Annotated in this window: 21 protein-coding genes and 1 tRNA gene; 6 read left to right on the top strand and 16 right to left on the bottom strand. The window is 71.9% G+C overall.

Translation table 11 applies throughout. The features are described from left to right. Positions 1 to 164: 164 nt before the first annotated feature. Complete coding sequence (locus ACZ3KJ_RS28940; protein ID WP_467531253.1) at positions 165 to 389, bottom strand: hypothetical protein; 225 nt, start codon at positions 387 to 389, stop codon at positions 165 to 167. Between ACZ3KJ_RS28940 and ACZ3KJ_RS28935 the strand changes: the two genes are divergently transcribed. Both ACZ3KJ_RS28935 and ACZ3KJ_RS28930 read left to right on the top strand, forming a co-directional pair. Beyond that, complete coding sequence (locus tag ACZ3KJ_RS28935; RefSeq protein WP_467531252.1) at positions 382 to 1,194, top strand: hypothetical protein; 813 nt, start codon at positions 382 to 384, stop codon at positions 1,192 to 1,194. The genes ACZ3KJ_RS28940 and ACZ3KJ_RS28935 overlap by 8 nt on opposite strands. Before the next feature lie 150 nt (positions 1,195 to 1,344). Continuing rightward, positions 1,345 to 2,631 carry a flavin-containing monooxygenase gene (locus ACZ3KJ_RS28930; RefSeq protein ID WP_467531250.1) on the top strand — a complete coding sequence of 429 codons (1,287 nt, stop codon included), beginning with the start codon at positions 1,345 to 1,347 and terminating at the stop codon, positions 2,629 to 2,631. 113 nt (positions 2,632 to 2,744) lie between these two features. Here the strand turns inward: ACZ3KJ_RS28930 and ACZ3KJ_RS28925 are convergent, their stop codons facing one another. From ACZ3KJ_RS28925 to ACZ3KJ_RS28875, 11 genes are all read right to left on the bottom strand, one after another. Further along, complete coding sequence (locus ACZ3KJ_RS28925; protein WP_467531249.1) at positions 2,745 to 3,914, bottom strand: tryptophan dimethylallyltransferase family protein; 1,170 nt, start codon at positions 3,912 to 3,914, stop codon at positions 2,745 to 2,747. 222 nt (positions 3,915 to 4,136) lie between these two features. After that, positions 4,137 to 5,483, bottom strand: a complete 1,347-nt coding sequence (locus ACZ3KJ_RS28920) for a cytochrome P450 (protein WP_467531247.1) — start codon at positions 5,481 to 5,483, stop codon at positions 4,137 to 4,139. A 9-nt stretch (positions 5,484 to 5,492) separates the two neighbouring features. After that, positions 5,493 to 6,086 carry a GTP-binding protein gene (locus ACZ3KJ_RS28915; RefSeq protein ID WP_389514546.1) on the bottom strand — a complete coding sequence of 198 codons (594 nt, stop codon included), beginning with the start codon at positions 6,084 to 6,086 and terminating at the stop codon, positions 5,493 to 5,495. Continuing rightward, positions 6,061 to 6,438 (bottom strand): DUF742 domain-containing protein, encoded by a 378-nt coding sequence (locus ACZ3KJ_RS28910; protein ID WP_385069113.1) that lies wholly within the window; start codon positions 6,436 to 6,438, stop codon positions 6,061 to 6,063. Before ACZ3KJ_RS28910 ends, ACZ3KJ_RS28915 begins: the two co-directional genes overlap by 26 nt. Continuing rightward, positions 6,435 to 6,836, bottom strand: coding sequence for a roadblock/LC7 domain-containing protein (locus ACZ3KJ_RS28905; RefSeq protein ID WP_389514548.1), 402 nt, complete (start codon positions 6,834 to 6,836; stop codon positions 6,435 to 6,437). The genes ACZ3KJ_RS28910 and ACZ3KJ_RS28905 overlap by 4 nt, the downstream gene beginning before the upstream one ends. After that, the gene (locus ACZ3KJ_RS28900) at positions 6,833 to 8,005 is read right to left on the bottom strand and encodes an ATP-binding protein (protein ID WP_467531245.1); all 1,173 of its coding nucleotides are present in this window, start codon (positions 8,003 to 8,005) and stop codon (positions 6,833 to 6,835) included. Before ACZ3KJ_RS28900 ends, ACZ3KJ_RS28905 begins: the two co-directional genes overlap by 4 nt. Before the next feature lie 450 nt (positions 8,006 to 8,455). Continuing rightward, positions 8,456 to 8,540 (bottom strand) — tRNA-Leu (locus tag ACZ3KJ_RS28895). Positions 8,541 to 8,709: 169 nt separating this feature from the next. Continuing rightward, the gene (locus ACZ3KJ_RS28890) at positions 8,710 to 10,251 is read right to left on the bottom strand and encodes an aldehyde dehydrogenase family protein (RefSeq protein WP_467531243.1); all 1,542 of its coding nucleotides are present in this window, start codon (positions 10,249 to 10,251) and stop codon (positions 8,710 to 8,712) included. Positions 10,252 to 10,402: 151 nt separating this feature from the next. Continuing rightward, positions 10,403 to 11,299: a succinate--CoA ligase subunit alpha gene (gene sucD, locus ACZ3KJ_RS28885; protein WP_467531242.1), complete on the bottom strand. Its 897-nt coding sequence runs from the start codon at positions 11,297 to 11,299 to the stop codon at positions 10,403 to 10,405. Between the two features lie 14 nt (positions 11,300 to 11,313). Further along, positions 11,314 to 12,444, bottom strand: coding sequence for an ADP-forming succinate--CoA ligase subunit beta (gene sucC, locus ACZ3KJ_RS28880; protein ID WP_467531240.1), 1,131 nt, complete (start codon positions 12,442 to 12,444; stop codon positions 11,314 to 11,316). Between the two features lie 20 nt (positions 12,445 to 12,464). Further along, positions 12,465 to 12,683, bottom strand: coding sequence for a hypothetical protein (locus tag ACZ3KJ_RS28875; RefSeq protein ID WP_467531238.1), 219 nt, complete (start codon positions 12,681 to 12,683; stop codon positions 12,465 to 12,467). A 79-nt stretch (positions 12,684 to 12,762) separates the two neighbouring features. On the opposite strand from ACZ3KJ_RS28875, the gene ACZ3KJ_RS28870 reads away from it, so the two are divergent. The 4 genes from ACZ3KJ_RS28870 to ACZ3KJ_RS28855 all read left to right on the top strand — a co-directional run bounded on the left by ACZ3KJ_RS28870 (position 12,763) and on the right by ACZ3KJ_RS28855 (position 19,350). Beyond that, entirely contained in the window at positions 12,763 to 14,445 is a 1,683-nt protein-coding gene (locus ACZ3KJ_RS28870; RefSeq protein ID WP_467531236.1) for a thiamine pyrophosphate-binding protein, read from the top strand. 12 nt (positions 14,446 to 14,457) lie between these two features. Then, positions 14,458 to 15,687 carry a formyl-CoA transferase gene (frc, locus tag ACZ3KJ_RS28865; RefSeq protein ID WP_467531235.1) on the top strand — a complete coding sequence of 410 codons (1,230 nt, stop codon included), beginning with the start codon at positions 14,458 to 14,460 and terminating at the stop codon, positions 15,685 to 15,687. A gap of 4 nt (positions 15,688 to 15,691) precedes the next feature. Continuing rightward, positions 15,692 to 17,836: an acetate--CoA ligase family protein gene (locus ACZ3KJ_RS28860; protein ID WP_467531234.1), complete on the top strand. Its 2,145-nt coding sequence runs from the start codon at positions 15,692 to 15,694 to the stop codon at positions 17,834 to 17,836. Between the two features lie 125 nt (positions 17,837 to 17,961). Continuing rightward, a complete protein-coding gene (locus tag ACZ3KJ_RS28855) occupies positions 17,962 to 19,350 on the top strand; it encodes an OFA family MFS transporter (RefSeq protein ID WP_467531233.1) in 1,389 nt (462 codons plus the stop codon). Between the two features lie 166 nt (positions 19,351 to 19,516). Here the strand turns inward: ACZ3KJ_RS28855 and ACZ3KJ_RS28850 are convergent, their stop codons facing one another. The 4 genes from ACZ3KJ_RS28850 to ACZ3KJ_RS28835 all read right to left on the bottom strand — a co-directional run bounded on the left by ACZ3KJ_RS28850 (position 19,517) and on the right by ACZ3KJ_RS28835 (position 22,979). Next, entirely contained in the window at positions 19,517 to 20,194 is a 678-nt protein-coding gene (locus ACZ3KJ_RS28850) for a GntR family transcriptional regulator (RefSeq protein ID WP_389514565.1), read from the bottom strand. A gap of 155 nt (positions 20,195 to 20,349) precedes the next feature. Further along, complete coding sequence (locus ACZ3KJ_RS28845; RefSeq protein ID WP_467531231.1) at positions 20,350 to 21,297, bottom strand: beta-ketoacyl-ACP synthase III; 948 nt, start codon at positions 21,295 to 21,297, stop codon at positions 20,350 to 20,352. 196 nt (positions 21,298 to 21,493) lie between these two features. Then, a complete protein-coding gene (locus ACZ3KJ_RS28840) occupies positions 21,494 to 21,673 on the bottom strand; it encodes an MFS transporter small subunit (RefSeq protein ID WP_467531229.1) in 180 nt (59 codons plus the stop codon). Next, positions 21,633 to 22,979: an OFA family MFS transporter gene (locus tag ACZ3KJ_RS28835; RefSeq protein ID WP_467531227.1), complete on the bottom strand. Its 1,347-nt coding sequence runs from the start codon at positions 22,977 to 22,979 to the stop codon at positions 21,633 to 21,635. The genes ACZ3KJ_RS28840 and ACZ3KJ_RS28835 overlap by 41 nt, the downstream gene beginning before the upstream one ends. Positions 22,980 to 23,196 lie beyond the last annotated feature (217 nt).

Below are 23,196 nucleotides of genomic sequence, written 5' to 3'. Positions count from 1 at the left end.
CGGCCCCTGGGGCACCTCGGGCGCCGCCTGCGGAGCGGTCGCCCGCATCACCCGTACGGCCCCTTGCACTGGTCGCGCGAGCGGGCCGGTGGTGCGGTGGAAGGGCAGGGGGGCAGCAGCCCGGGGCACGCACGCGCCGGGGATCCGTCCCGTCCGTCCCGTCCTCAGGAGGCACTCGTGAGCACCGCCCGCCCGTCCCACTCCCAGTCATCCCACTCCCACTCCCAGTCCCAGTCCCAGTCCCACCATGGCCCCGCGACGGCCACGGCCCGTACGGCACGGACGACGCACAGGGCGCGCGCCTCGCGTACGGCGCGCACGGCGCGTTCGGCGCGTACGGCCGCCCGCGCGGCGCGCCCCGCCCGTGTCCTGGCCGCCGCCGTGGCCACCGGGACGCTGCTCGCCACCGCGGCCTGCGCCGGGGGGAACGACTCCGCGACGGTCTCGACGGACGCGGCCACGACCGTCGCCGAACGGCCCGTCGCCGAACGGCAGCCCACCGCGCCCACCCTTTCCCCCACCACCACCCCGACGGCGTCCCCGAGCCTGACCGAGGCCGGCGCGAAGACCGCGCTGATCACCGAGGCGGACCTGGAGGACGACTGGAACCAGGTGGACGACGCGGCGAGCTGGCGGGACTCGCTGCTCATCGGGCAGGTGGACACGGCCGACTTCCTCACGGGCAAGACGCAGTCGGCGGACTGCCAGCGCCTCCTCGACGCGCTCTACGACGACACGCTGCTGGGCGAGCCGTCCGGGACGTCGGCGCTCACCGGGTTCGAGGAGGGCGAGTCCCGGCTGCTCTACCAGGTCGCCGCCTACCAGAAGTCCGATCTGGACGAGTCCTGGGACTGGATGGAGTCGCTGCCCGACGCGTGCGACCAGTTCACCGTGACCGGCGGCGACAGCGGCGAGAGGACCGTCCAGGTCGTCGAGGCCTCGCTGCCCGAGTCGGGCGACGCCCGGCAGGGCGTGACGGTGACGGTGAAGGGCACCACGGGCGGCGATCCGGTGACGCTCACCCTGGACGTCGCCGCCGTACGCGTCGGCGCGGACGCGATCACGGTGACCAACGGCGGACTCGACGGCGCCGACCACGACAGCACCAAAACGGCCGTGGAGCAGGGGACTTCGCGGCTGGAGGACGTACTGGCCGGGCGGTCCCCGAAGGCCACCCCCACCGGAATGAACTGAGCCCTTCCGCACGCGTCGGCTCACCGGCTCACGGCCCCGCGCCCGCGCGCCCACCCCGCCTGTGATCTTTGTCGCTGGTTGGACGGAGTTCCGGTTGGGCAGGCACTGCGCGTGTCCGGTAAAGATGATGTCTCACCTGTGGGGGAAACCGTGAGTGTGTGTCTCATCGGTGCGGGCCTGTCGGGTTTGGCCACGGCACACGCCCTCAAGACCGCGGGCATCGACTTCGTCTGCCTGGAGCAGGCACCGGACGTCGGCGGCATCTGGCGCCGGCCGCAGGCCGGTGAGCGCGGCCCGGGATACCTCTCCCTCCACCTCAACACCACCAAGCAGCTCACCGGTTACACCGACCATCCGATGCCGGCCTCGTACCCGGTCTATCCCCGGCACAGCCAGATGGCGTCCTACCTCCGCGAGTTCGCCGAGTGGGCCGGGATCCTCGACCACGTCGAGCTGGGGACGTCCGTCGAGTCCGTGCGGCGGGAGCCCGACGGTTCCTGGACGGTCGTCAGCGTGGACGCCGGCGGGCGGCGCTCCTCCCGCGGCTTCGCCCACGTGATCGTGGCCTCGGGGCACAACACGGAGCCCTCCCTCCCGGCGCCGCCGGCCGGTTCCGAGACGTTCACCGGGACGGCCCTGCACGCCATCGACTACCGCGACGGCAGCGACCACGCCGGGCGGAACGTCGTCGTCGTCGGGCTCGGCGCCTCCGCCGTGGACATCGCCGTGGACGTCTCCCGGTACGCCGCGCGGACCTACCTGTCCGTGCGGCGAGGGCTGCACGTCCTGCCCAAGCAGCTCTTCGGCATGCCGCTCGACGAGGTCGCCGAGGCGCCGTGGTGGACGAGCATGTCCCTGGAGGAGCAGCGCCGTCTGATCGAGCAGTCCCTGCTCGTCGCCCGGGGCAGGCTCTCGGACTACGGCCTGCCCGAACCGGACCACCGGGTCTTCTCCTCGGCCGTGACCATCTCGGACGAGATCCTCAGCCGTATCCGCCACGGCGGGGTCACGCCCAAGCCCGCGATCGACTTCCTCGACGGCGGCCGGGTGGCCTTCACCGACGGCACCTCCGTGCCCGCGGACACGATCGTCTACTGCACCGGGTACCGCATGTCGTTCCCGTTCCTGCCCCCCGGCTGCCCGATCGGCCCGCGGGGTTCGGTCGAGCTGTACAAGCGGGTCGTCGCGGCGGACCACCCCGGCCTGTACTTCGTCGGTCTGGTCCGCCCGCACGGTTCCATCACCCGCCTCGTGGAGGCGCAGGCACGCTGGATCACCCGGATCGTCACGGGTGCGGCGGTCCTGCCGGAGCCCGAGGTCATGCGCAAGGAGATAGCCGGGTACCTGGGCGGCATCGCGGGCCAGTACGGGCAGGCGGAGAGCGCGTCGATCCAGGTGAACGTGGCGCCCTACCTCCAGGAACTCGACGCGGCCTGAGGCCTCGCGCGGCTGATGCCGGCTCAGGCGGTCCGGTGCGGGGGGTGCGGAGCGGGGGAGCAGTCCGGCGTCGTCGGCGTACGGCTCCCCGGGCCTGTCCTGGGCCCGCGCCCCTATCCGGCGTTCGCGGCCACGGCGGGCAGCAGGCCCGCGGGGGGACGCACCTGGTACGCCTCCGAGGAGATGTACGTGGTCACGCGGGGCGGACGGCCCCGCTGGTGGGCGAGCGCCAGGTAGGCGATGAGTCCCACGCCGTCCTCCGGCCGCCGTGAGGTCACCGCGGCCAGGGCGCGCTCGAGGGGGGCGGAGTCCAGTCCCTGGCGGTCGAGCAGGGCCACGGCGCGGGCCAGGGCCTCGCCGTCGTGCCGGACGTGGTCGCGGACCGGGACGTAGAGGGTGAAGCCGCTGGGCAGGCCGGTCGCGGTCTCGGTGAAGGCGTGGCAGGACTGGACGGGCCGGCGGACCGGCGTCGGGCCGTCCACGGCACCGGCCACGTCGTCGTGGCCGGCGCCTGGGGCGGCGTCCTGGCCGGCCGCGACGCGGAAGAACGCCTCGGTCTGCGCGGCGCCGAGGTCGTCGCCGGTCCGGGACAGCGCCCCGGCCTGCGCCGCCGTGAGGTCGTGGTGCGCCAGGTAGACCTTCACCCTGGGCTCCTCCCAGTCGCCCAGGTCCAGCGCGAAGAACAGGTGGCGGTCGCTCGGCGGCAGCGCGTCGAACGCCTGCCGGTGCCCGAGCCGGCGCAGTGCCTCCCGTACGGTGTCGGCGGCACGTCGCTGCCCGGAGGCCGCCGGGTTCAGGTACACCTTGACCCGGGGGACGCCGCCGGGGAGCAGTTCCAGCGCGCACCACAGGGCCAGCGGGCCCTCGGGCTCGGCCGGGAAGAAGAGGTCCTCCAGCTCGTCCAGCCGGTCCGTCGGGATGCCCCAGCGCCCCGCCGCCTCCCGGACGGTCCGCAGTCCGGCGCGCCCGCTCCGGGCCAGGCCGCCGGCGCCGCACCCCGGCTCCAGCAGGACCCGCAGGGTCGGTGCCGCGCCCGGGACGAAGGCGAGCGAGAACTCCACCGGGGTGTGGTCGTCGGACAGGAACGTCGGTGTCACGGGCGGCAGGTCCAGCGGCCGCGCGGCCACGCCGCCCAGCATGTCGGTCAGGGTACGCGCGTAGAGGTCGGCGTCCGCGCCGTCCAGTCCGGCGACGTCGCAGAGCCTGAGCAGCTGGCGCGCCGTGAGGCCGCCCACCGTGTCGGTGCCGAGGCCGTCCGGGGAGCCGGTCCGGCGGGCGGTCACCGGCCCTCCCGCCGCGGGGCGGAGCGGGCAAGAAGATACCCGCCGGCGAGGGCGGGTATCGGGAGGGTCAACACGGTGGGGTGTTGTATGAAGACGGCGTCGGTGGACATGAGGTCCACGGCACCTCCTTAGGCTCGTGAGCAACACGGGTTACCGCATGGCTCACTACCCCTGAGGTCGAACACTCATACAGGTGAACGAAGTTGGCTGGTGTTGTGATGATCACCTCGTCAGCCAGTTGAGGAACTGGCTCCACATACCGCGTTCGGGCTTGCGGCCCGCCTGCCGGTCGTCCTCGGGCCGCGCGGCCGTCTCGGCGGGGGCCGGGGCGGCGGGCCGGCGCGCGGTCTGCACGGGCGTGAAGCGGGCGGGCAGCGCGACGAGACCCCGGTTGAAGGGGCCGGGCCGCCAGGTCAGGCTGTCCTCGGGCACGGCGAGTTCGACGTCGGGCAGCTTGTTGAGCAGGTTCTCGACGGCGGTCACCGTGATCTGCCGGGCCGGGTCCTTGGAGGGGCACGCGTGCGGGCCGGCGCTCCACGCGAGGTGGGCGCGGTTGCTGCCCGCCTTGCGCGCGGCCGTGAGCGCCGGGCCGGTGTTGGCGGCCGCGAAGCTGACCAGCACCAGGTCGCCCGCCTGGAGCTTCTGGCCGGCGAAGTCCATGTCGGACGCCGGGTAGTGCGGGGCGAGGTTCTGCATGGGCGGGTTCTCCCACAGCGTGTCGTCGATCGCCTCGTCGATCAGACCGCCCTGGTTCGCGTACGCGTCGTGGGTGAGGAGCCGGTGCAGGGTGTTGCCGATGAGGTTGCGCAGCGGTTCGTTGCCGGCCACCAGCAGCAGAGCCAGCTGGTGCACCATCTCCTCGTCGGTCAGCGCCGCCTGGTGCTGCATCAGCCAGCTGGTGACGTCGTCGCCGGGCTTGGCCCGCTTGAGCGCCACCAGTTCGCCGACCGCCCCGAACAGCACCTCGACCGCCCGCTCGGCGTTGACGCCGTCGAACATGCCGGTGATGCCGTAGACGACCCGGTCGCCGATGTCGGCGGGGCAGCCGAAGAGTTCGTTGAACACGAACAGCGGCAGCTGCTTGGCGTAGTCGCCGAGGAGGTCGGCCGAGCCGCGCGCGCCGAACTGGGCGATGAGGTAGTCGGAGACCTGCTCGGTGCTCTGGCTCAGCTTGCGCGAGTCGACGCGGGCCATGCTGTCGGTGACCGCCTGCCGCAGGCGCAGGTGCTCGGCGCCGTCGCTGAACATGCAGTTGGGCCGGTAGGCGAGGACGGGCGCGATCGGGCTGTCGGCGGGTATCCGGCCCTCGTTGAAGTCCCGCCAGCGGCGGGCGTCCTTGCGGAACGAGGCGGAGTCCTGGAGGAGTTGCAGCGCGGTGGCGTAGTCGGTGACGAGGGTGGCCTCGACCCCGGGGGAGAGTTCGACGGGCGCGGTGGGCCCGTAGTGGCGCAGGTAGCTGTAGTAGGCCTGCGGGTCGGCCGCGAACTCCGGGCCGTACAGCGGCACGCGGCCGCCGGTGTGGTGCGCCGGGCACCCGGGCGGGGGCACGGGAGCCGTGGGTCGTTCCATGTCTAGCTCCTAGTGGGCACGGTCCTGCAAGTGGCGGACGAGGGTGATGAGCGCTGCGGCCGACGACTGCTCGTCCCGCGCGTCGCAGGTGACGACGGGGGTGTCGTCGAGCAGGTCGAGTGCCTCGCGCAGGGCCCTCTCGTCCCGCAGGGGGGTGCCGTCGAAGTGGTTGACGGCGATGGCGTAGTCGAGCCCGTACTGCTCGATCAGGTCGATCACGGCGAAGGAGTCCGCGAGCCGCTCGGGGTCGACGAGGACCAGGGCGCCGAGCGCGCCGCGGGCCATGTCCTCCCACATCTGCACGAAGCGCTGCTGGCCGGGGGTGCCGAACAGGTACAGCACGACGCGGTCGCTGATGGTGAGGCGGCCGAAGTCCATGGCGACCGTGGTGGTGGTCTTGCCCTGGACGCCCTTGAGGTCGTCGACGGACTCCGCGGCGCGGGTCATCGTCTCCTCGGTGGACAGCGGCTGGATCTCGGAGATTGCCCCGATGAACGTGGTCTTGCCCACGGCGAAGTGACCGACGACGAGGATCTTCACGGCGGTCTGCGTCGCACCGCCGCGGACGTAGTCCTGCTCATCCAAACTTGGCCCTGAGACCATTCAGCACCTCCTCCAGGATCTCCCGGTCGGCGAGGGGGGCCCGCTGTACGGGCGGGCGGGTGATGAGGTAGCCGCCCTCGGTGAGGGCGGCGAGAAGGATCTTCACCACACCGAGGGGCAGCTGGGTGTGCCCCGCGATCTCGGCGACCGACAGGTAGCCGGCCGAGCACAGGTCGAGCAGGCTCTGTTCCTCGGGGGACAGCCGGGTGGGCCGCTGCTGGGTGTCGGCGGACGCCGTGACCAGCGTGATGAGGGAGAGCTGCTGCTCGTCGGGGAGTCCGCGGCCCTTGGTGATGACGTACGGTCGCACTAACTCCGGTGTCTGCGGCTCCAGTTCGTCGTAGCCGGTCATGACCGTACGCCGAGGTTCTCGCGCGGCGGGGTGGTCAGGGCCTTGCCGAGCTGGCCGACGAGCTGCTGCATCCGGAAGGTGATGTCCTGCATGTCGACGTCGGGCGCGGCGGAGACGCCGAGGTAGGCGCCGTCACCGGCGGAGATCAGGAAGACCCAGCCGCCGTCGAACTCCACGACCGTCTGCCGCCACCGCTGGCTCGCGTCCTCGCAGAAGAAGGCGAGGGAGCGGCTGAGTGACTGCACACCGCTCATCGCGGCGGCCACGCGGTCGGCGTCGTCCTTCTCGAAGTCCTGCGTACGGGCCATCAGCAGGCCGTCCGCGGAGATCAGGACGGCGTGCAGGGCCCCGGGAATCTCCAGGGCGCTGTCCAGCATCCATGACAGATCGTCGTTCACGAGATCTCATGCCCTTCGCTGCTTGCACCACGTGTGCTGCTCGACTGTTCCGCGGGGTCCGCATGCGTGGCCCGGCCCGACCGGGTGCCCCGCTGGAAGGCGCCCATGATCGCCGCCGTCTCCGCGCCGGTGCGGGCGGGGGCGGGGGCGTTCGACGCGCTGCCGGGCACGATGGCCATCGGCCGCTTGCGGCGCCGCCTGGGCAGGCCGTCGGCGGTGGTGGTGGCCGCCACCGGCGCGGGCTCGGGGCCGCCGTGGACCGGGGTGGCGTGGGTGACCACCGGGGCGGCGGGTTCCTTCTGCTCGGGCGCGTTGGTGAGCAGGTCGTGCGGGAGCAGGAGGACCGACCGCACACCGCCGTAGGGCGAGGAGGAGTCCACGGACACCTCGAAGCCGAAACGCTCGGCCAGCACGCCGATCACCGCGAAACCGAACTGCGGCGGGTTGCCGAGTCCGGAGACGCCGGAGACGCGTTCGCTGGAGAGGAGTTTCTCGGCGCGGGCCCGCTCCTCGTCGTTCATTCCGACACCGGCGTCGTCGACGACGATGCAGATGCCCTTGGGCACGGTACGGATGTTGATCTCGACGACGGTGTCCGGGCTGGAATAGCTGGTGGCGTTGTCGAGGAGTTCGGCGAGGGCCAGCGCCACCGGTTCGACGGCGCGGCTCGTGATGCCGAAGTCCACCTGCGAAAGAATTTCCACCCGCCGGTAATGGCGGATTCGGCCCTGTGCGCTGCGGACCACGTCGTAGACGGAGGCCACATCGCGCTGGCGGCCCAGCCAGCCGTCGCAGAGCACGGCGATGGACTGGGCACGGCGACCGAACTGGGAGTTCGTGTGGTCGATCTCCAGAAGGTCCTGGAGAATGACCGACTCGCCGTACTTGTTCTGGAGCCGGGAGACAATCAACTGCTGCTCCGCGGCGAGACCCTGAAGCGTCCGCATGGCGGATTTCAGGACTGTTTTCGTTGCCTCTTCGGCTCTTTCCTGAGCTGCCTCGACGGATTTCGCGTACCCGTTCTCCAGCTCGGTGTGCCGATTCCGGAGATCTGCGAACTCCTGCCTTAACGTCCGCGTCGCCCTGCGCTGACGAACAATGAGGGCGACTGCGACGAACACGGCGACGAGGAGAGCCCAGAGTACCGGGTTCTGTATGTAATCAGTCATAAGACTCTCTTCAGGCGACTGACGGCCAGTTGCTGCATTCCCGTCAATGCGGGTGGACCGGCGGACGCCCGCACCGGGGTCACCGCCCGGACCGTCCCCGTAGTCGGGGATGTCCTGCACCCATCCGCCCGCTCTACAAGCGCGGTGATCGTATCACCACACCATGACGCCACCGATCGCCAACATAGGTGTGAAAGATGAACATTGACGGCCTGTCAGTACGCGTGTCGACAGGGGGCACGACGGTCGCCGGCGGGGCAACCGATAAACGCGCTTCCGCGACATTCGGGGGGCAACCGAGACGTACGGACTCTTCTCAGGAAATGCAGAGGACATACAGAGGGGGCGGATACGACAGAACCCGTATCCGGTAATCCCGGATACGGGTCGCGTCCACCAGTCGGCATCGCGCTCACCGAGCGGAATCCGCTGGATACGGTGAGTGATGAGTGTCCGAGGGGGGACTTGAACCCCCACGCCCGATAAAGGGCACTAGCACCTCAAGCTAGCGCGTCTGCCATTCCGCCACCCGGACCAGGTGTCTACCGCCGTTCGGGTGTTCCCCGCGGCGACATGGACAACAATACCAAGCTTTGGGAGTGCCTTTCACCTGCGTATCCGCCGCCCCGGCGGCCCGCCCCGGTACCCGCCCCGGACACGCCGCCCCCGGGGGCGGGGTGCCGGGGGCGGGGCCGCCCGGGCGGTCAGGGCATCGACCGGTACTCCGGGAAGTTGCCCGGCAGCCGCTCCCCCGCCGGCCCCCGGGTGACCGCCCGCACCAGCAGTTCGCCGCCGACGAAGGCGCCGCGCCAGGACGCGCCGAGGCCGCCGAAGAGCTCGTCGCGGTCGCCGCGGGAGCGGGGGGTGCCGTGGCCGACCTTGAAGGCGCGGATCTGCGGGGCCAGCCGGTCGTAGGTGGCGCGGTCGTCGGTGGAGAGGGTGGCGACGAGGGCGCCGTTGGACGCGTTCATGGCGGCCAGCAGTTCCGCCTCGGTGTCGACCAGGACGATGGTGTCGACCGGGCCGAAGGGTTCCGCGTGGTGCAGCGGGGAGGACGGCGGCGGATCGAGGAGCGTGACGGGCTGGACGTAGGCCGAGGTGTCCTGGCCGGGCAGGAACCGGGCTCCGTCGGGTTTCCCGCGGTAGAGCGGGACGGCGCCGCGGTCGACGGCCTCGGCGACCTGGTCGCGCAGTTCCTTCGCCTTGGCCGCGTTGATGAGCGGCCCGAAGTCCAGCCGCGGGAAGGGGTCGTCCGGCCGCTCGACCGCCAGGGGGTGTCCGACCGTCAGCGTGCGCACCGCCGGGAGGTAGGCCGCGAGGAAGGAGTCGAACAGCTCGCGCTGGACGACGAAGCGCGGGTACGCCGTGCAGCGCTGCTTGCCGTAGTCGAAGAGCTGGGGGACGACCGCGGCGAGGGCGTCGAAGTCCGAGACGTTCCAGACGCCCCAGGTGTTGAGTCCCTCCTGTTCGAGGATGTGGCGCTTGCCGAGGTCGGCCACGGCCGTGGCCACCGCGGCGCCGGTGTCGCGGCCGCCGACGAAGGACACGCAGCCGATCTCGGGCGCCCGCACCAGCGCCTCCGACAGCTCGCCCCCGCCGCCGCTGACCAGGCTGACGGGGACGCCCTCGCGGGCGGCGAGGGCACAGGCCAGGGTCAGGCAGGCGACACCGCCGTCGGTCGGGGTCTTGGCGATGGCCGCGTTGCCCGCCAGCGCCTGGACCAGTACCGCGTGCACGAGCACGCTCATCGGGTAGTTCCAGCTGGCGATGTTGGACACCGGCCCGTCCAGCGGGGCCCGTCCGGCGAGCATCTCCTCGATGCCGTCGAGGTACCAGCGCACCCCGTCGACGGCCCGGTCGACGTCGGCCCGCGCGAGCCGCCAGGGCTTGCCGATCTCCCAGACGAGCAGGAGCGCGAGGAGTTCGCGGTGGGCGGCGAGGGCGTCCAGGGTGGCCGCGATGCGGGCGCGGCGTTCGGCGAGGGGGAGGTGCCGCCAGGCGCGGTGCTGGTCCAGGGAGGCCCGGACCGCCCGGTGGGCGGTGGCCGCGTCCAGGCGGGGCGGGCCGGCCACGGGGCGTCCGTCGACCGGGCTGGTGGCCGGCAGTGCCCGGCCGTCCGCCTGCCAGGTGCCGTCCCAGAGGTTGAGGACCCGGTCGTCGCGGAATGCCTCGGGGGCCGCGGCGAGGCAGCGGCGCCAGGCGTCGGCCCAGGACGTGCCGTATTTGAGGATGGGCGTGGTGGCCATGGGGATGCTCCGCTCTCGGTGCACGGTCGAGAGGACGTCGAGAGGACGTCGAGAGGACGTCGAGAGGACAAGGGCGCCGGCCGGCCGGTGCGACGACGGACGGCCAGGGCGCCGGCGGGCGTCCGGGGGCCGGCGGTGGGCCGACCGGGTGTCACGCGCGCGGGGACGTCTCCGCCGCCAGTGCGGCGAGGACGAGCCGGGCGGTCTCCGTCGGTGTGCCGCCCACGCGCACGCCGGCCGCCTCCAGCGCCTCCTTCTTCGCCCGCGCCGTCCCCGAGGACCCGGAGACGATCGCGCCGGCGTGGCCCATCGTCCGGCCCTCGGGCGCGGTGAAGCCCGCGATGTAGCCGACGACCGGCTTGGTGACGTGGTCGCGGACGTACGCGGCGGCCCGTTCCTCGGCGTCGCCGCCGATCTCGCCGATGAGCACGATCAGCTCGGTGTCGGGGTCGTCCTGGAAGGCGGCCAGGCAGTCGATGTGGCTGGTGCCGACGACCGGGTCGCCGCCGATCCCGACGCACGTGGAGAAGCCGACGTCCCGCAGTTCGTACATGAGCTGGTAGGTGAGCGTGCCGGACTTGGAGACCAGTCCGATCCGCCCCGGCTTGGCGATGTCGGCCGGGATGATGCCGGCGCCGGACTGGCCCGGGCTGATCAGGCCGGGGCAGTTGGGGCCGATGACCCGGGTACCGCGCGCCGTGGCGTACGCCGTGAAGGCGACGGAGTCGTGGACCGGGACGCCCTCGGTGATGACGACGGCGAGCCCGATCCCGGCGTCGGCGGCCTCGGTGACGGCCGGCCGGACGAAGGCGGGCGGGACGAAGACGACGCTCACGTCCGCGCCGGTCGCCTCGATGCCCTCGGCGACCGATCCGAAGACGGGGACCGTCCGCTCGTCGAAGCCGACGGTGCGGCCCGCCTTGCGCGGGTTGACCCCGCCGACCACGTCGGTGCCGGCCGCGAGCATCCGCCGGGTGTGCTTCATGCCCTCGCCGCCGGTCATGCCCTGGACGAGGACCTTGCTCTCCTTGGTGAGGTAGATGGCCATGGTGTGCGGTCTCCTCAGGCTGCGGTGGCGAGGTGGGCGGCACGGCGGGCGGCGCCGTCCATGGTGGTGGCCTGCTCGACGAGCGGGTGCCGGTGGGCGTCGAGGATCGCCCGCCCCTCGGCCGCGTTGTTGCCGTCGAGCCGCACGACGAGCGGCCGGGTCAGCCGTACGGTGTCCAGGGCGCGCACGATGCCCTCGGCGACGGCGTCGCAGGCGGTGATGCCGCCGAAGACGTTGACGAGGACCGACTTCACGGCCGGGTCCGACAGGACGACCGAGAGTCCGTCGGCCATGATCCGGGCGGACGCCCCGCCGCCGATGTCGAGGAAGTTCGCGGGGCGGGCGCCGCAGCCGGCGACCACGTCGAGGGTCGACATCACCAGGCCGGCGCCGTTGCCGATGACGCCGACCTCGCCGTCGAGCCTGACGTAGTGGAGCCCCTTGGCGGCGGCCGCGGCCTCCAGCGGATCCGTGGGCCCGGTGCTGTCGCCGCCCCAGCGAGCGTGCCGGAAGGCCGCGTTGTCGTCGAGGGTGACCTTGCCGTCCAGGGCGACGAGCTGCCCCCGCGGGGTGCGCACGAGCGGGTTGACCTCCACGAGGAGGGCGTCCTCGCGCACCAGCACCTGCCAGAGCCGGACCAGGACGTCGACGGCCTGCGGCGGCAGGCCCCCCGCGGCGGCGATCTCGGCCGCCTTCGCCGAGGTCACGCCCTCCGCCGGATCGATCGGCACCCGGGCGACGGCCTCGGGCCGGGCCGCGGCGACCTCCTCGATCTCCGTGCCGCCCTCGGCGGAGGCGATGGCGAGGAAGCGGCCGGCCGCGCGGTCCAGGACGTAGGAGACGTAGAACTCGCCGTCGATGTCGACGGGCCGGGCCAGCATCACCGTGCCGACCGTGTGCCCTTTGATGTCCATGCCCAGGATGTGGCGGGCGGTGAGTTCGGCGGCGGCCGGGTCGGCGGCGAGCTTGACTCCGCCCGCCTTGCCGCGCCCCCCGGTCCTGACCTGCGCCTTGACGACGACGCGGCCGCCGAGCCGGCGGGCGATCTCGCGCGCCCGGCGGGGCGAGTCGGTCACCTCGGCCGCCGGCACCACGATGCCGTGCCGCTCGAAGAGGTCCCTTGCCTGGTGTTCGTAGAGGTCCATCCCGGCTCCCGTCTGCGAGGTCAAAGCCGATGCCGAAGCTGATGCCGAAGCTGATGCCGAAGCGCCGATGCCGACGCCGGAACCGACAGCGAAGCCGGCAGCGAAGCCGGCAGCGAAGCCGGCAGCGAAGCCGAGCCGAAGCGCTGCCGAAGCCCGATGTCAAAGCCGGAGTCAAGCCGACCGAAAGTGCCGCGCACCCCCTGGACACCACCCATCGGATGCGGGATAACGAGATTCATACAGTATTCGTCGACTGTATGCAATGTACCAACGTACCGCGTGAGCCCTCCAACCCCTACGAAGGGACGGGACTTCGTCATGCCCGACGACACCCAGGACGTGATCTCCGGTGGTCATCTCGTTGCCAAGGCGCTCAAGGCCGAGGGGGTCGACCGCATCTACACCCTCTGCGGCGGCCACATCATCGACATCTACGACGGCTGCGTCGACGAGGGCATAGAAGTCGTCGACGTCCGCCACGAGCAGGTCGCCGCCCACGCCGCCGACGGCTACGCGCGCATCACCGGCAGGCCGGGCTGCGCGGTCGTCACGGCCGGTCCCGGCACCACCGACGCCGTCACCGGCGTCGCCAACGCCTTCCGCGCGGAGTCCCCCATGCTGCTGATCGGCGGTCAGGGGGCGCTCACCCAGCACAAGATGGGGTCGCTCCAGGACCTGCCGCACGTCGACATGATGGCGCCCATCACCAAGTTCTCGGCGACCGTGCCGGACACGGCGCGCGCGGCGGACATGGTGTCCATGGCGTTCCGCGAGTGCTACCACGGCGCGCCCGGCCCCTCCTTCCTGGAGATCCCGCGCGACGTGCTCGACGCCAAGGTGCCGGCGGCGAAGGCACGCGTGCCGCGGCCGGGCGCCTACCGCGCCTCCACCCGCTCGGCCGGCGACCCCGAGGCGGTCGAGAGGCTCGCCGACCTGCTGGTGCACGCCGAGAAACCGGCGATCCTGCTGGGCAGCCAGGTGTGGACGACCCGCGGCACCGAGGCGGCCGTCGAGCTGGTCCGCACGCTGAACATCCCCGCGTACATGAACGGCGCCGGACGCGGCACGCTGCCCCCGGGCGACCCGCACCACTTCCAGCTCTCCCGGCGGTACGCCTTCTCGAACGCCGACGTCATCGTGGTCGTCGGCACGCCCTTCGACTTCCGCATGGGTTACGGCAAACGGCTGTCGCCGGACGCGACCGTCGTCCAGATCGACCTCGACTACCGCACCGTCGGCAAGAACCGCGACATCGGCCTCGGCATCGTCGGCGACGCGGGCCTGGTGCTGAAGTCGGTGACCGAGGCGGCCTCCGGGCGGCTCGACGGGGGCGCGTCGCAGCGCAAGGAGTGGCTCGACGAGCTGCGCGCGGCCGAGCAGAGCGCGCTCGACAAGCGGCTGCCGCAGCTGCGGTCGGACGCCTCCCCCATCCACCCGTACCGCCTGGTGAGCGAGATCAACGACTTCCTCACCGAGGACTCGGTGTACATCGGCGACGGCGGCGACATCGTCACCTTCTCCGGGCAGGTCGTGCAGCCCAAGTCGCCGGGCCACTGGATGGACCCGGGCCCGCTGGGCACCCTCGGCGTCGGCGTCCCCTTCGTGCTCGCCGCCAAGCAGGCGCGGCCCGACAAGGAGGTCGTCGCCCTCTTCGGCGACGGCGCCTTCTCCCTGACCGGCTGGGACTTCGAGACCCTCGTCCGCTACGACCTGCCGTTCGTCGGCGTCGTCGGCAACAACTCCTCGATGAACCAGATCCGTTACGGCCAGGCCGCCAAGTACGGCAAGGAGCGCGAGCGGGTCGGCAACACCCTCGGCGACGTCCCCTACGACCAGTTCGCGCGGATGCTGGGCGGCCACGGCGAGGAGGTCCGCGACCCGGCCGACATCGGCCCCGCGCTGCGGCGGGCCCGCGAGTCCGGGAAGCCCTCGCTGATCAACGTCTGGGTCGACCCCGACGCGTACGCCCCCGGAACCATGAACCAGACCATGTACAAGTGAGGAGCGCCGGTCATGACCAAGGCCCTCGAAGGCATCCGCGTCCTGGACATGACGCACGTCCAGTCCGGGCCGTCGGCGACGCAGCTGCTCGCCTGGCTCGGCGCGGACGTCGTCAAGCTGGAGGCGCCCTCCGGTGACATCACGCGCAAGCAGTTGCGCGACCTCCCGGGCGTCGACTCCCTCTACTTCACGATGCTCAACTGCAACAAGCGGAGCATCACCCTCAACACCAAGACCGAGCGCGGCAAGGAGATCCTCACCGAGCTGATCCGGCGCTCGGACGTGATGGTGGAGAACTTCGGTCCGGGCGCGGTCGACCGGATGGGCTTCACCTGGGACCGCATCCGCGAGATCAACCCGCGGATCGTCTACGCCTCCATCAAGGGGTTCGGCGAGGGCCCGTACACCGACTTCAAGGCGTACGAGGTCGTCGCGCAGGCCATGGGCGGGTCGATGGCGACCACCGGCTTCGAGGACGGGCCGCCGCTGGCGACGGGGGCGCAGATCGGTGACTCGGGCACGGGTGTGCACGCCGTGGCGGGGATCCTCGCGGCGCTGTTCCAGCGCGAGCGCACCGGGCGCGGCCAGCGGGTCAACGTGGCCATGCAGCACGCCGTGCTCAACCTCTGCCGGGTGAAGCTGCGCGACCAGCAGCGCCTGGCCCACGGCCCGCTCGCCGAGTACCCCAACGACGACTTCGGCGACGAGGTCCCCCGGTCCGGGAACGCCTCCGGCGGCGGCCAGCCCGGCTGGGCGGTCAAGTGCGCGCCGGGCGGCCCGAACGACTACGTGTACGTCATCGTGCAGCCGGTCGGCTGGCGGCCGCTCAGCGAGCTCATCGGCCGGCCCGAACTGGCCGACGACCCCGAGTGGGCGACGCCGGAGGCCCGGCTGCCCCAGCTGAACAAGATGTTCCAGCTGATCGAGGAGTGGTCCTCGACGCTGCCCAAGTGGGAGGTGCTGGAGCGGCTCAACGCCCACAACATCCCGTGCGGGCCGATCCTGTCCACCAAGGAGATCATCGAGGACGCGTCGCTGGCCGCCAACGAGATGGTGGTGCGCGTCCCGCACCCCGAGCGGGGCGAGTTCGTGACGGTCGGCAGCCCGCTCAAGCTCTCCGACTCCCCCGTCGAGGTGAGCGGTTCGCCACTGCTGGGCGAGCACAACGAAGAGGTCTACGTCGGCGAACTCGGCCTCGGGGACGAGGAACTGCGCCTGCTCAAGTCGAACGGGGTGATCTGACGTGATGGCCGAGGACCGGGTGCTGCGGGTGCGCGCGCTGCTCGACGCGGTGCGCGCCGAGGGGCGGACCGCGCTGACCGCGCCCGAGGGCAAGGTGGTCGCGGACGCGTACGGGATCGCCGTACCGGGCGAGGAGCTGGCGCGGGACGTCGAGGAGGCCGTGGCGTCCGCGGCGCGCTTCGGCGGACCCGTGGTGATGAAGATCGTCTCGCCGGACATCCTGCACAAGACCGACGCGGGCGGTGTGGTCGTCGGGGTCGAGGGGGCCGCGGACGTACGGGCGGCGTTCCACCGCATCGTGGAGAACGCGCGGGCGTACGACGCGGACGCCCGGATCGACGGCGTCCAGGTGCAGGAGCTGCTGCCCCGGGGGCAGGAGGTCATCGTCGGCGCGGTGACGGACCCGACGTTCGGGAAGGTGGTGGCCTTCGGGCTCGGCGGGGTGCTGGTGGAGGTCCTCAAGGACGTCACGTTCCGGCTCGCGCCCGTGGACGCCGACGAGGCGCTGTCGATGCTGGACTCGATCCGGTCGGCGGAGATCCTGCGCGGGGTGCGCGGCGGGCCGGCCGTGGACCGGTGGGCGGTCGCCGAGCAGATCCGGCGGGTGTCCCAACTCGTCGCGGACTTCCCGGAGATCGCGGAGGTGGACCTCAACCCGGTGATCGCGACACCGGAGGGGGCGGTCGCCGCCGACATCCGGGTCATCCTCGCGCGGTCCGTGCCGAAGCCGCGGCGGACGTACACGCGCGAGGAGATCCTCGGCTCGATGCGCCGGCTGATGCAGCCGTCGTCGGTCGCCGTGATCGGCGCCTCCAACGAGCAGGGCAAGATCGGCAATTCGGTGATGCGCAATCTCGTCGACGGCGGTTTCGCCGGGGACATCCACCCGGTGAACCCGCGGGCCGATGACATCCTCGGCCGCAAGGCGTACAAGAGTGTCACCGACGTTCCCGGTGAGGTGGATGTGGCGGTCTTCGCGATCCCCGCCCGGTTCGTGGCCTCCGCCCTGGAGGAGGTGGGGCGCAAGGGGATCCCGAACGCCGTGCTGATCCCCTCCGGGTTCGCGGAGACCGGCGAGCACGAACTCCAGGCGGAGATCGTGGCGATCGCCGAACGGCACGGCGTGCGGCTGCTCGGGCCGAACATCTACGGCTACTACTCGACCTGGCAGGACCTGTGCGCCACGTTCTGCACGCCGTACGACGTCAAGGGCGGGGTGGCGCTGACCTCGCAGTCCGGCGGCATCGGGATGGCCGTCCTGGGGTTCGCGCGGACCACGAAGACGGGCGTGTCGGCGATCGTGGGCCTCGGCAACAAGGCGGACCTGGACGAGGACGACCTGCTGACCTGGTTCGGCGAGGACCCGCGCACCGAGTGCGTCGCCATGCACCTGGAGGACCTCAAGGACGGGCGCGCCTTCGTGGAGGCCGCGCGGGCGACCGTGCCGAGGAAGCCGGTCGTCGTCCTGAAGGCGGGGCGCACGGCGGCGGGGGCGAGGGCCGCCGGATCGCACACCGGGGCCCTCGCGGGCGACGACGCCGTGTACGACGACATCCTGCGGCAGGCCGGTGTCATCCGGGCGCCCGGCCTGAACGACATGCTGGAGTACGCGCGCGCGTTGCCGGTGCTGCCCACCCCCCGGGGGGACAACGTCGTGATCATCACGGGCGCGGGCGGCAGCGGGGTGCTGCTGTCCGACGCGGTGACCGACAACGGCCTCACCCTGATGGAGATCCCGCCGGACCTGGACGCGTCGTTCCGGGCGTTCATCCCCCCGTTCGGGGCGGCGGGCAACCCGGTCGACATCACCGGCGGGGAGCCGCCGTCGACGTACGAGGCGACGATCCGGCTGGGCCTTCAGGACCCGCGCGTCCACGCGCTGGTCCTCGGCTACTGGCACACCATCGTCACCCCGCCGATGGTCTTCGCGGAGCTCACCGCGCGCGTGGTGGCCGAGTTCCGCGAGCGCGGTGTCGTCAAGCCCGTGGTGGCGTCGCTCGCGGGTGACGTGGAGGTCGAGGAGGCCTGCCAGTACCTGTACGAGCGGGGCGTCGTCGCGTACCCGTACACGACCGAGAAGCCGGTGGCCGTGCTCGGCGCCAAGTACCGGTGGGCGCGCGCGGCGGGGTTGTTGGGGGGCGGTTCATGACGTGATCCCGGTGCGGGGCCGGCCGACGGTGCGCGTCGGCCGGCCCCGGGACCCAGTGCGCACACGAAAGGCATGGGACAGGGGGCGCTGGCCAGATCTTTCGACGCAAGGGGTGCGACACACACATGACAACCACCGACTTCTCGACGTCACTTCCCTACCGGGAGGTGGCGGACCGCAACGGCCGGGTGTACCGGATCGGCGAGACCGACCGGGACATCATGGGACGGCCGCGCTGGACCATGGTGCTCTTCCCGTGGATGGGCATGCTGGGCATCAGCTCCTCCGAGTACGCGTTCACCTCGGCCGAGGACACCCTGCACGAGGCCCACCTGTGGAACAGCGGGCACATCTTCTGGCTGATGGGCGTCTGGGTCTTCTTCCAGGCGGCCGTCGCCTTCCCCGCCGGGCAACTGCGGGAGAGCGGCAGGCTCCCCGCGCGGTACGCGATGATGCTGGGCGCGCTGGGCACGGTCTGCGGCTATCTGTCGCTGGCGTTCGCGCCGCACGTGATCGTCGCCTACCTGGGCTTCGGCATGTGCAGCGGCATCGGCGCCGGCCTCGTCTACGCGACCTGCGTGAACATGGTCGGCAAGTGGTACCCGGAACGCAAGGGCGGCAAGACCGGCATGGTCAACGGCGGCTTCGCCTACGGCTCGGTGCCCTTCGTGTTCCTGTTCACCTCGTACATGGACCTGGGCAACTACCAGGGCGTCCTGGTGACGGTCGGCCTGATCTGCTGCTCGGTCGTCGCCGTCGCCGGCTGGTTCTTCAAGGACCCGCCGAAGAACTGGTGGCCCGCGCACGTCGACCCGCTCCGGATGACCGACGACCCGAAGATCCGCCGGGCGCTGGAGAAGAACCCGCCTGCGGTCAAGCAGTACACCCCGAAGGAGGCTTCCCGTACCCCCGTCCTGTGGATGATGTGGTTCTGTCTGCTGTGCACGGCCGGCATCAACATCTTCGGCATCGCCTTCCAGGTGCCGTTCGGCAAGGACATGGGCTTCGCCGGCGGGATCGTGGCCACGGCGATGTCCCTGAAGGCGATTGTCAACGGCACCGGGCGCGGGGTGATCGGCTGGATCTCCGACCGGTTCGGCCGCCGCAACACGCTGATCATCGTCTGTCTGGTGCTCGGCACCGCCCAGTTCGGGGTGCTGGTCTCCGGGCAGATGGGCAGCATGCCGTTCTTCCTGTTCTGCTCCATGGTGTCCGGCTTCGGGGGCGGCGCGATCTTCCCGCTGTTCGCCGCCATGACGGCGGACTACTTCGGGGAGAACAACAACGCGTCCAACTACGGGATGGTCTACAGCTCGAAGCTCATCTCGGGTCTCGTGGGCTCCGGCATGGGCGCGGTCGTGGTCGGCGCGTGGGACTACGAGGGCGCGTTCGTGATCGCCGGCTCGATCGGGCTGGCCTCCGCGGTGCTGGCGCTCTTCCTGAAGGCCCCGGGCCGGCCGCAGGCCCGCAAGGTCGTCCCCAACCCGCAGCCGCTCGGGGAGGAGACCGCGTGACATGACGTACGGTCCCGTCGCGAACGGACCGCCGGCGGACCCCGTCGCCGCACACCGTCCCCACCACCGGTCCGGCTGAGGCCGGCACGGCCGTTGCCTCGAGGCGGCCCTCCCCCGGGCACGGGGAGGGCCGCCTCGAGGGCGTCGGCACGGGCGGGGGTCCGCCCTAGGCCTCCTGGCGGGCGTGGTACGAGCGGCGCGTGTGCTCCGTGTGCTCGCGCATGAGCCGGGTGGCGCGCTGTTCGTCGCCGTCCGCGATGGCGGCGATGAGGTCGCGGTGCTCCTCCCAGGACTGCTGTCCGCGCTGCCGGGCGACGGGCGTGTAGTACCAGCGGACCCGCCGGTCGACCTGCGCCGCCAGTTCGGCGAGGACCGCGTTGCCCGCGAGCTCCATCACCTTGGCGTGGAAACGGGCGTTGAGGGCGACGGCGGCGTCCACGTCGTCGGAGGCGACGGCCCCCATGCCCTGGGCGAGCAGTTCGTTCAGGGCGTCGACGCCGGCCGGGTCGGCGTGCGCGGCGGCGAGCCGGGCCGCCTCGGCCTCCAGCAGGGTGCGCACGGTGAGGAGCTGGTCGGCCTCCTCCTCGGTGGGCACGTGCACGAACGCGCCCTGGGCGGGCCGCAGGTCGACCCACCCCTCGGTGTTCAGCCGTTGCAGGGCCTCGCGCACGGGCTGGCGGGAGACGCCGAGGTGCCCGGCGAGTTCGCTCTCGACGAGGTGCTGGCCGGGTTGCAGCGCGCGGGTGGTGATGAGTTCGAGCAGGGCTTCGTAGACGCGCTCGCGCAGCGGGCCGGGGCGTTCGAGCCTGGGCACCGCACCCTGCGGCAGTCCTGTCGACAACATCGTCGGTCCCCCTCCTGGGCAGCGCCGGGGCCGGCGGCCGGAAAGCCAGTATCGATTGTCTTTCGTCTACAGTCTACGGCTCACTGTAGCCAGGGCCGGGAACAGTCGCCCTCGTCACACCGGGCCGTGCGCCCCCGGTCGCGGCCCCCCGGCGCTCACGGGCAGCGCACGACCTGCCCGGCGTACGACAGGTTCCCGCCGAAGCCGAACAGCAGCACGGGGTCGCCGGTGGAGATCGCGCCCTGCTCGACCAGCTTGGAGAAGGCGAGGGGGATGCTGGCGGCGGAGGTGTTGCCGGAGTCGGTGACGTCCCGCGCGACGACCGCGTTCACCGCGCCGATCTTCGCGGCGAGGGGTTCGATGATGCGCAGGTTCGCCTGGTGCAGGACCACGGCGGCGAGGTCCGCCGGGGTGAGTCCGGCGCGCTCGCACGCCTCGCGGGCGAGCGGGGGCAGCCGGGTGGTGGCCCAGCGGTAGACGCTCTGCCCCTCCTGGGCGAACCGGGCGGGCTGCCCCTCGATGCGCACCGCGTGTCCCATCTCGGGCACCGATCCCCACAGCACGGGGGCGATGCCGGGCTCGGCGCCGGCCGGACAGGCCTCGACCACGGCGGCGCCGGCCCCGTCGCCGACGAGGACGCAGGTGGTGCGGTCGGTCCAGTCGGTGACCTCGGACATCTTGTCGGCGCCGATGACCAGCGCCCGGCTCGCGGCGCCCGCCCGCACGGTGTGGTCGGCGGTGGCCAGCGCGTGGGTGAACCCGGCGCACACGACGTTGACGTCCATGGCGGCCGGGCTCGGGACGCCCAGCCGGGCGGCGACCCGGGCGGCCATGTTGGGTGAGCGGTCGACGGCGGTGGAGGTCGCGACCAGCACCAGGTCGATGTCGGCGGGCGCGAGCCCGGCGGAGGCGAGCGCCTTGGCGGCGGCGTGCGCGGCAAGCTCGTCCACGGGCTCGTCGGGGCCGGCGATGTGGCGCGTGCGGATGCCCACCCGGCTCCTGATCCACTCGTCACTGGTGTCGACCAGGCCCGCCAGGTCCTCGTTGGTGAGGATCCTCGCGGGCTGGTAGTGGCCGACGGCGGCGATGCGCGAGCCAGTCATTGGGTGATCCCCTCGGTGCCTCGGGTAGCGGGATCCACCAGTCTGATCAGTGACTCACGGGTACGAGGGCGCGTGAAGCGACAGGAAACGGGCGTCCGGGTTGTCGGCTTCCCTATAACCGTCGGACACCCGATCAGTCCATCCCCCGAACGGGCGACGGCTAGCCGCCACCCGCCGCCCGCTGCCCGCCGTCCGCCTACCCGGTGAACAGCTGCGTCGCCTTGCGTACGAGCTCGTAGAGACCGTAGGCGAGGGGCGCCCCCACCCACAGCCACACGAAGGCGACCAGCGGCAGGGACGTCCCCGCGTCCGGGCGGGGTGCGGAGCCGGGGAGGTCAGGCGGACTCGGGCTGCTGGGGCTGGGCTCGGGCGGCATCGGCGGCCTCTCTCGGGGCGGGGACGTGGTGGTGTCGGGCGTGGACGGGCCGGACGAGTTCGTTGGCGATGAAGCCGACGGCGAGCAGCCCGATCATGATGAACAGGGACAGGGTGTAGAGGGACGCGCCGTGCCGGCCGGCCTCCTCCTGCCGGTCGGCGATCCAGTTCACGATCAGCGGGCCGAGGACGCCCGCGGTGGACCAGGCGGTGAGCAGCCGCCCGTGGATCGCGCCGACCTGGTAGGTGCCGAACAGGTCCTTGAGGTAGGCGGGGACCGTGGCGAAGCCGCCGCCGTAGAAGGAGAGGATCACCAGCGCGCACAGGACGAACAGCGGCTTGGAGGAGTCCCCGAACAGGGCGATCAGGGCGTACATCAGGGCGCCGACGCCGAGGTACACGCGGTAGACGTTCTTGCGTCCGATCAGGTCGGAGCTGGACGACCAGCCGATGCGGCCCGCCATGTTGGCCGCCGACAGCAGGGCGACGAAGCCCGCCGCGGCCGTCGCGGAGACGGGGGTGGGGCTGTCGGCGAAGAAGTCCGTGATCATCGGGGCGGCCTTCTCCAGGATGCCGATGCCGGCGGTCACGTTCGTGCAGAGCACGACCCACAGGCACCAGAACTGGGGGGTGCGCACGGCGCTGCGGGCCGAGACCTGCACGCCTCGCGGGGCGCCCGTCCCGGCGCCGGCGGCCGGCTCGGCGGTCCGCGGGACGCGCACCAGCAGCACGCCCAGGGTCATGAAGACCGCGTACGACAGGCCGTGCACGAGGAAGGCGAGCGCGATCCCGGAAGGGTCGGCGCCGAACGACTCCAGCATCTGCGCCGACCAGGGCGAGGCGATGAGCGCGCCGCCGCCGAAGCCCATGATGGCGATGCCGGTGGCCATGCCGGGCCGGTCCGGGAACCACTTGATCAGGGTGGAGACGGGTGAGATGTAGCCGATGCCCAGGCCGATGCCGCCGACGAAGCCGTAGCCGAGGACGATCAGCCCGTACTGCTCGGTGGCGGCGCCGAGCGCGGAGATCAGGAAGCCGGACGAGAAGCAGACCAGGGCGACGGTCATCGCCCAGCGCGGGCCGTTGCGTTCGACGAGGGTGCCGCCGAACGCGGCGGACAGGCCGAGCATGACGATGGCGAGCTGGAAGGGCAGCGCGCTCTGGGTGCCGGTGAGGCCGAGCGCGGACTCCAGCGGTGGCTTGAAGACGGACCAGGCGTAGGCCTGCCCGATGGAGAGGTGGACCGAGAGCGCGGCCGGGGGGACGAGCCAGCGGCTCCAGCCGGGCGGTGCGACGGGGGGACTCATGAGTCCGGAACGGTAGGAAGGATTCCGGCAGTTGAGAAGGAGGCGCGTCGGGCGGGTGCGATGAGCGGTACCCCGGGTGCGCCGAACGGTCGGACCGGCCGGTTTCCAAGCTTTCCCCAGGTGCTGCGCCGACCCTTGCCGCCCCCACCACCATACTGTAGACAATATTCAGTCGACAGCGTTCGGCAGTTCCTCGGTACCCTCGACCGAACGGAGC

It is taken from the genome of Streptomyces sp. NPDC003248 (assembly GCF_055563235.1).
This window is presented reverse-complemented; position numbering and strand designations above follow the sequence as displayed.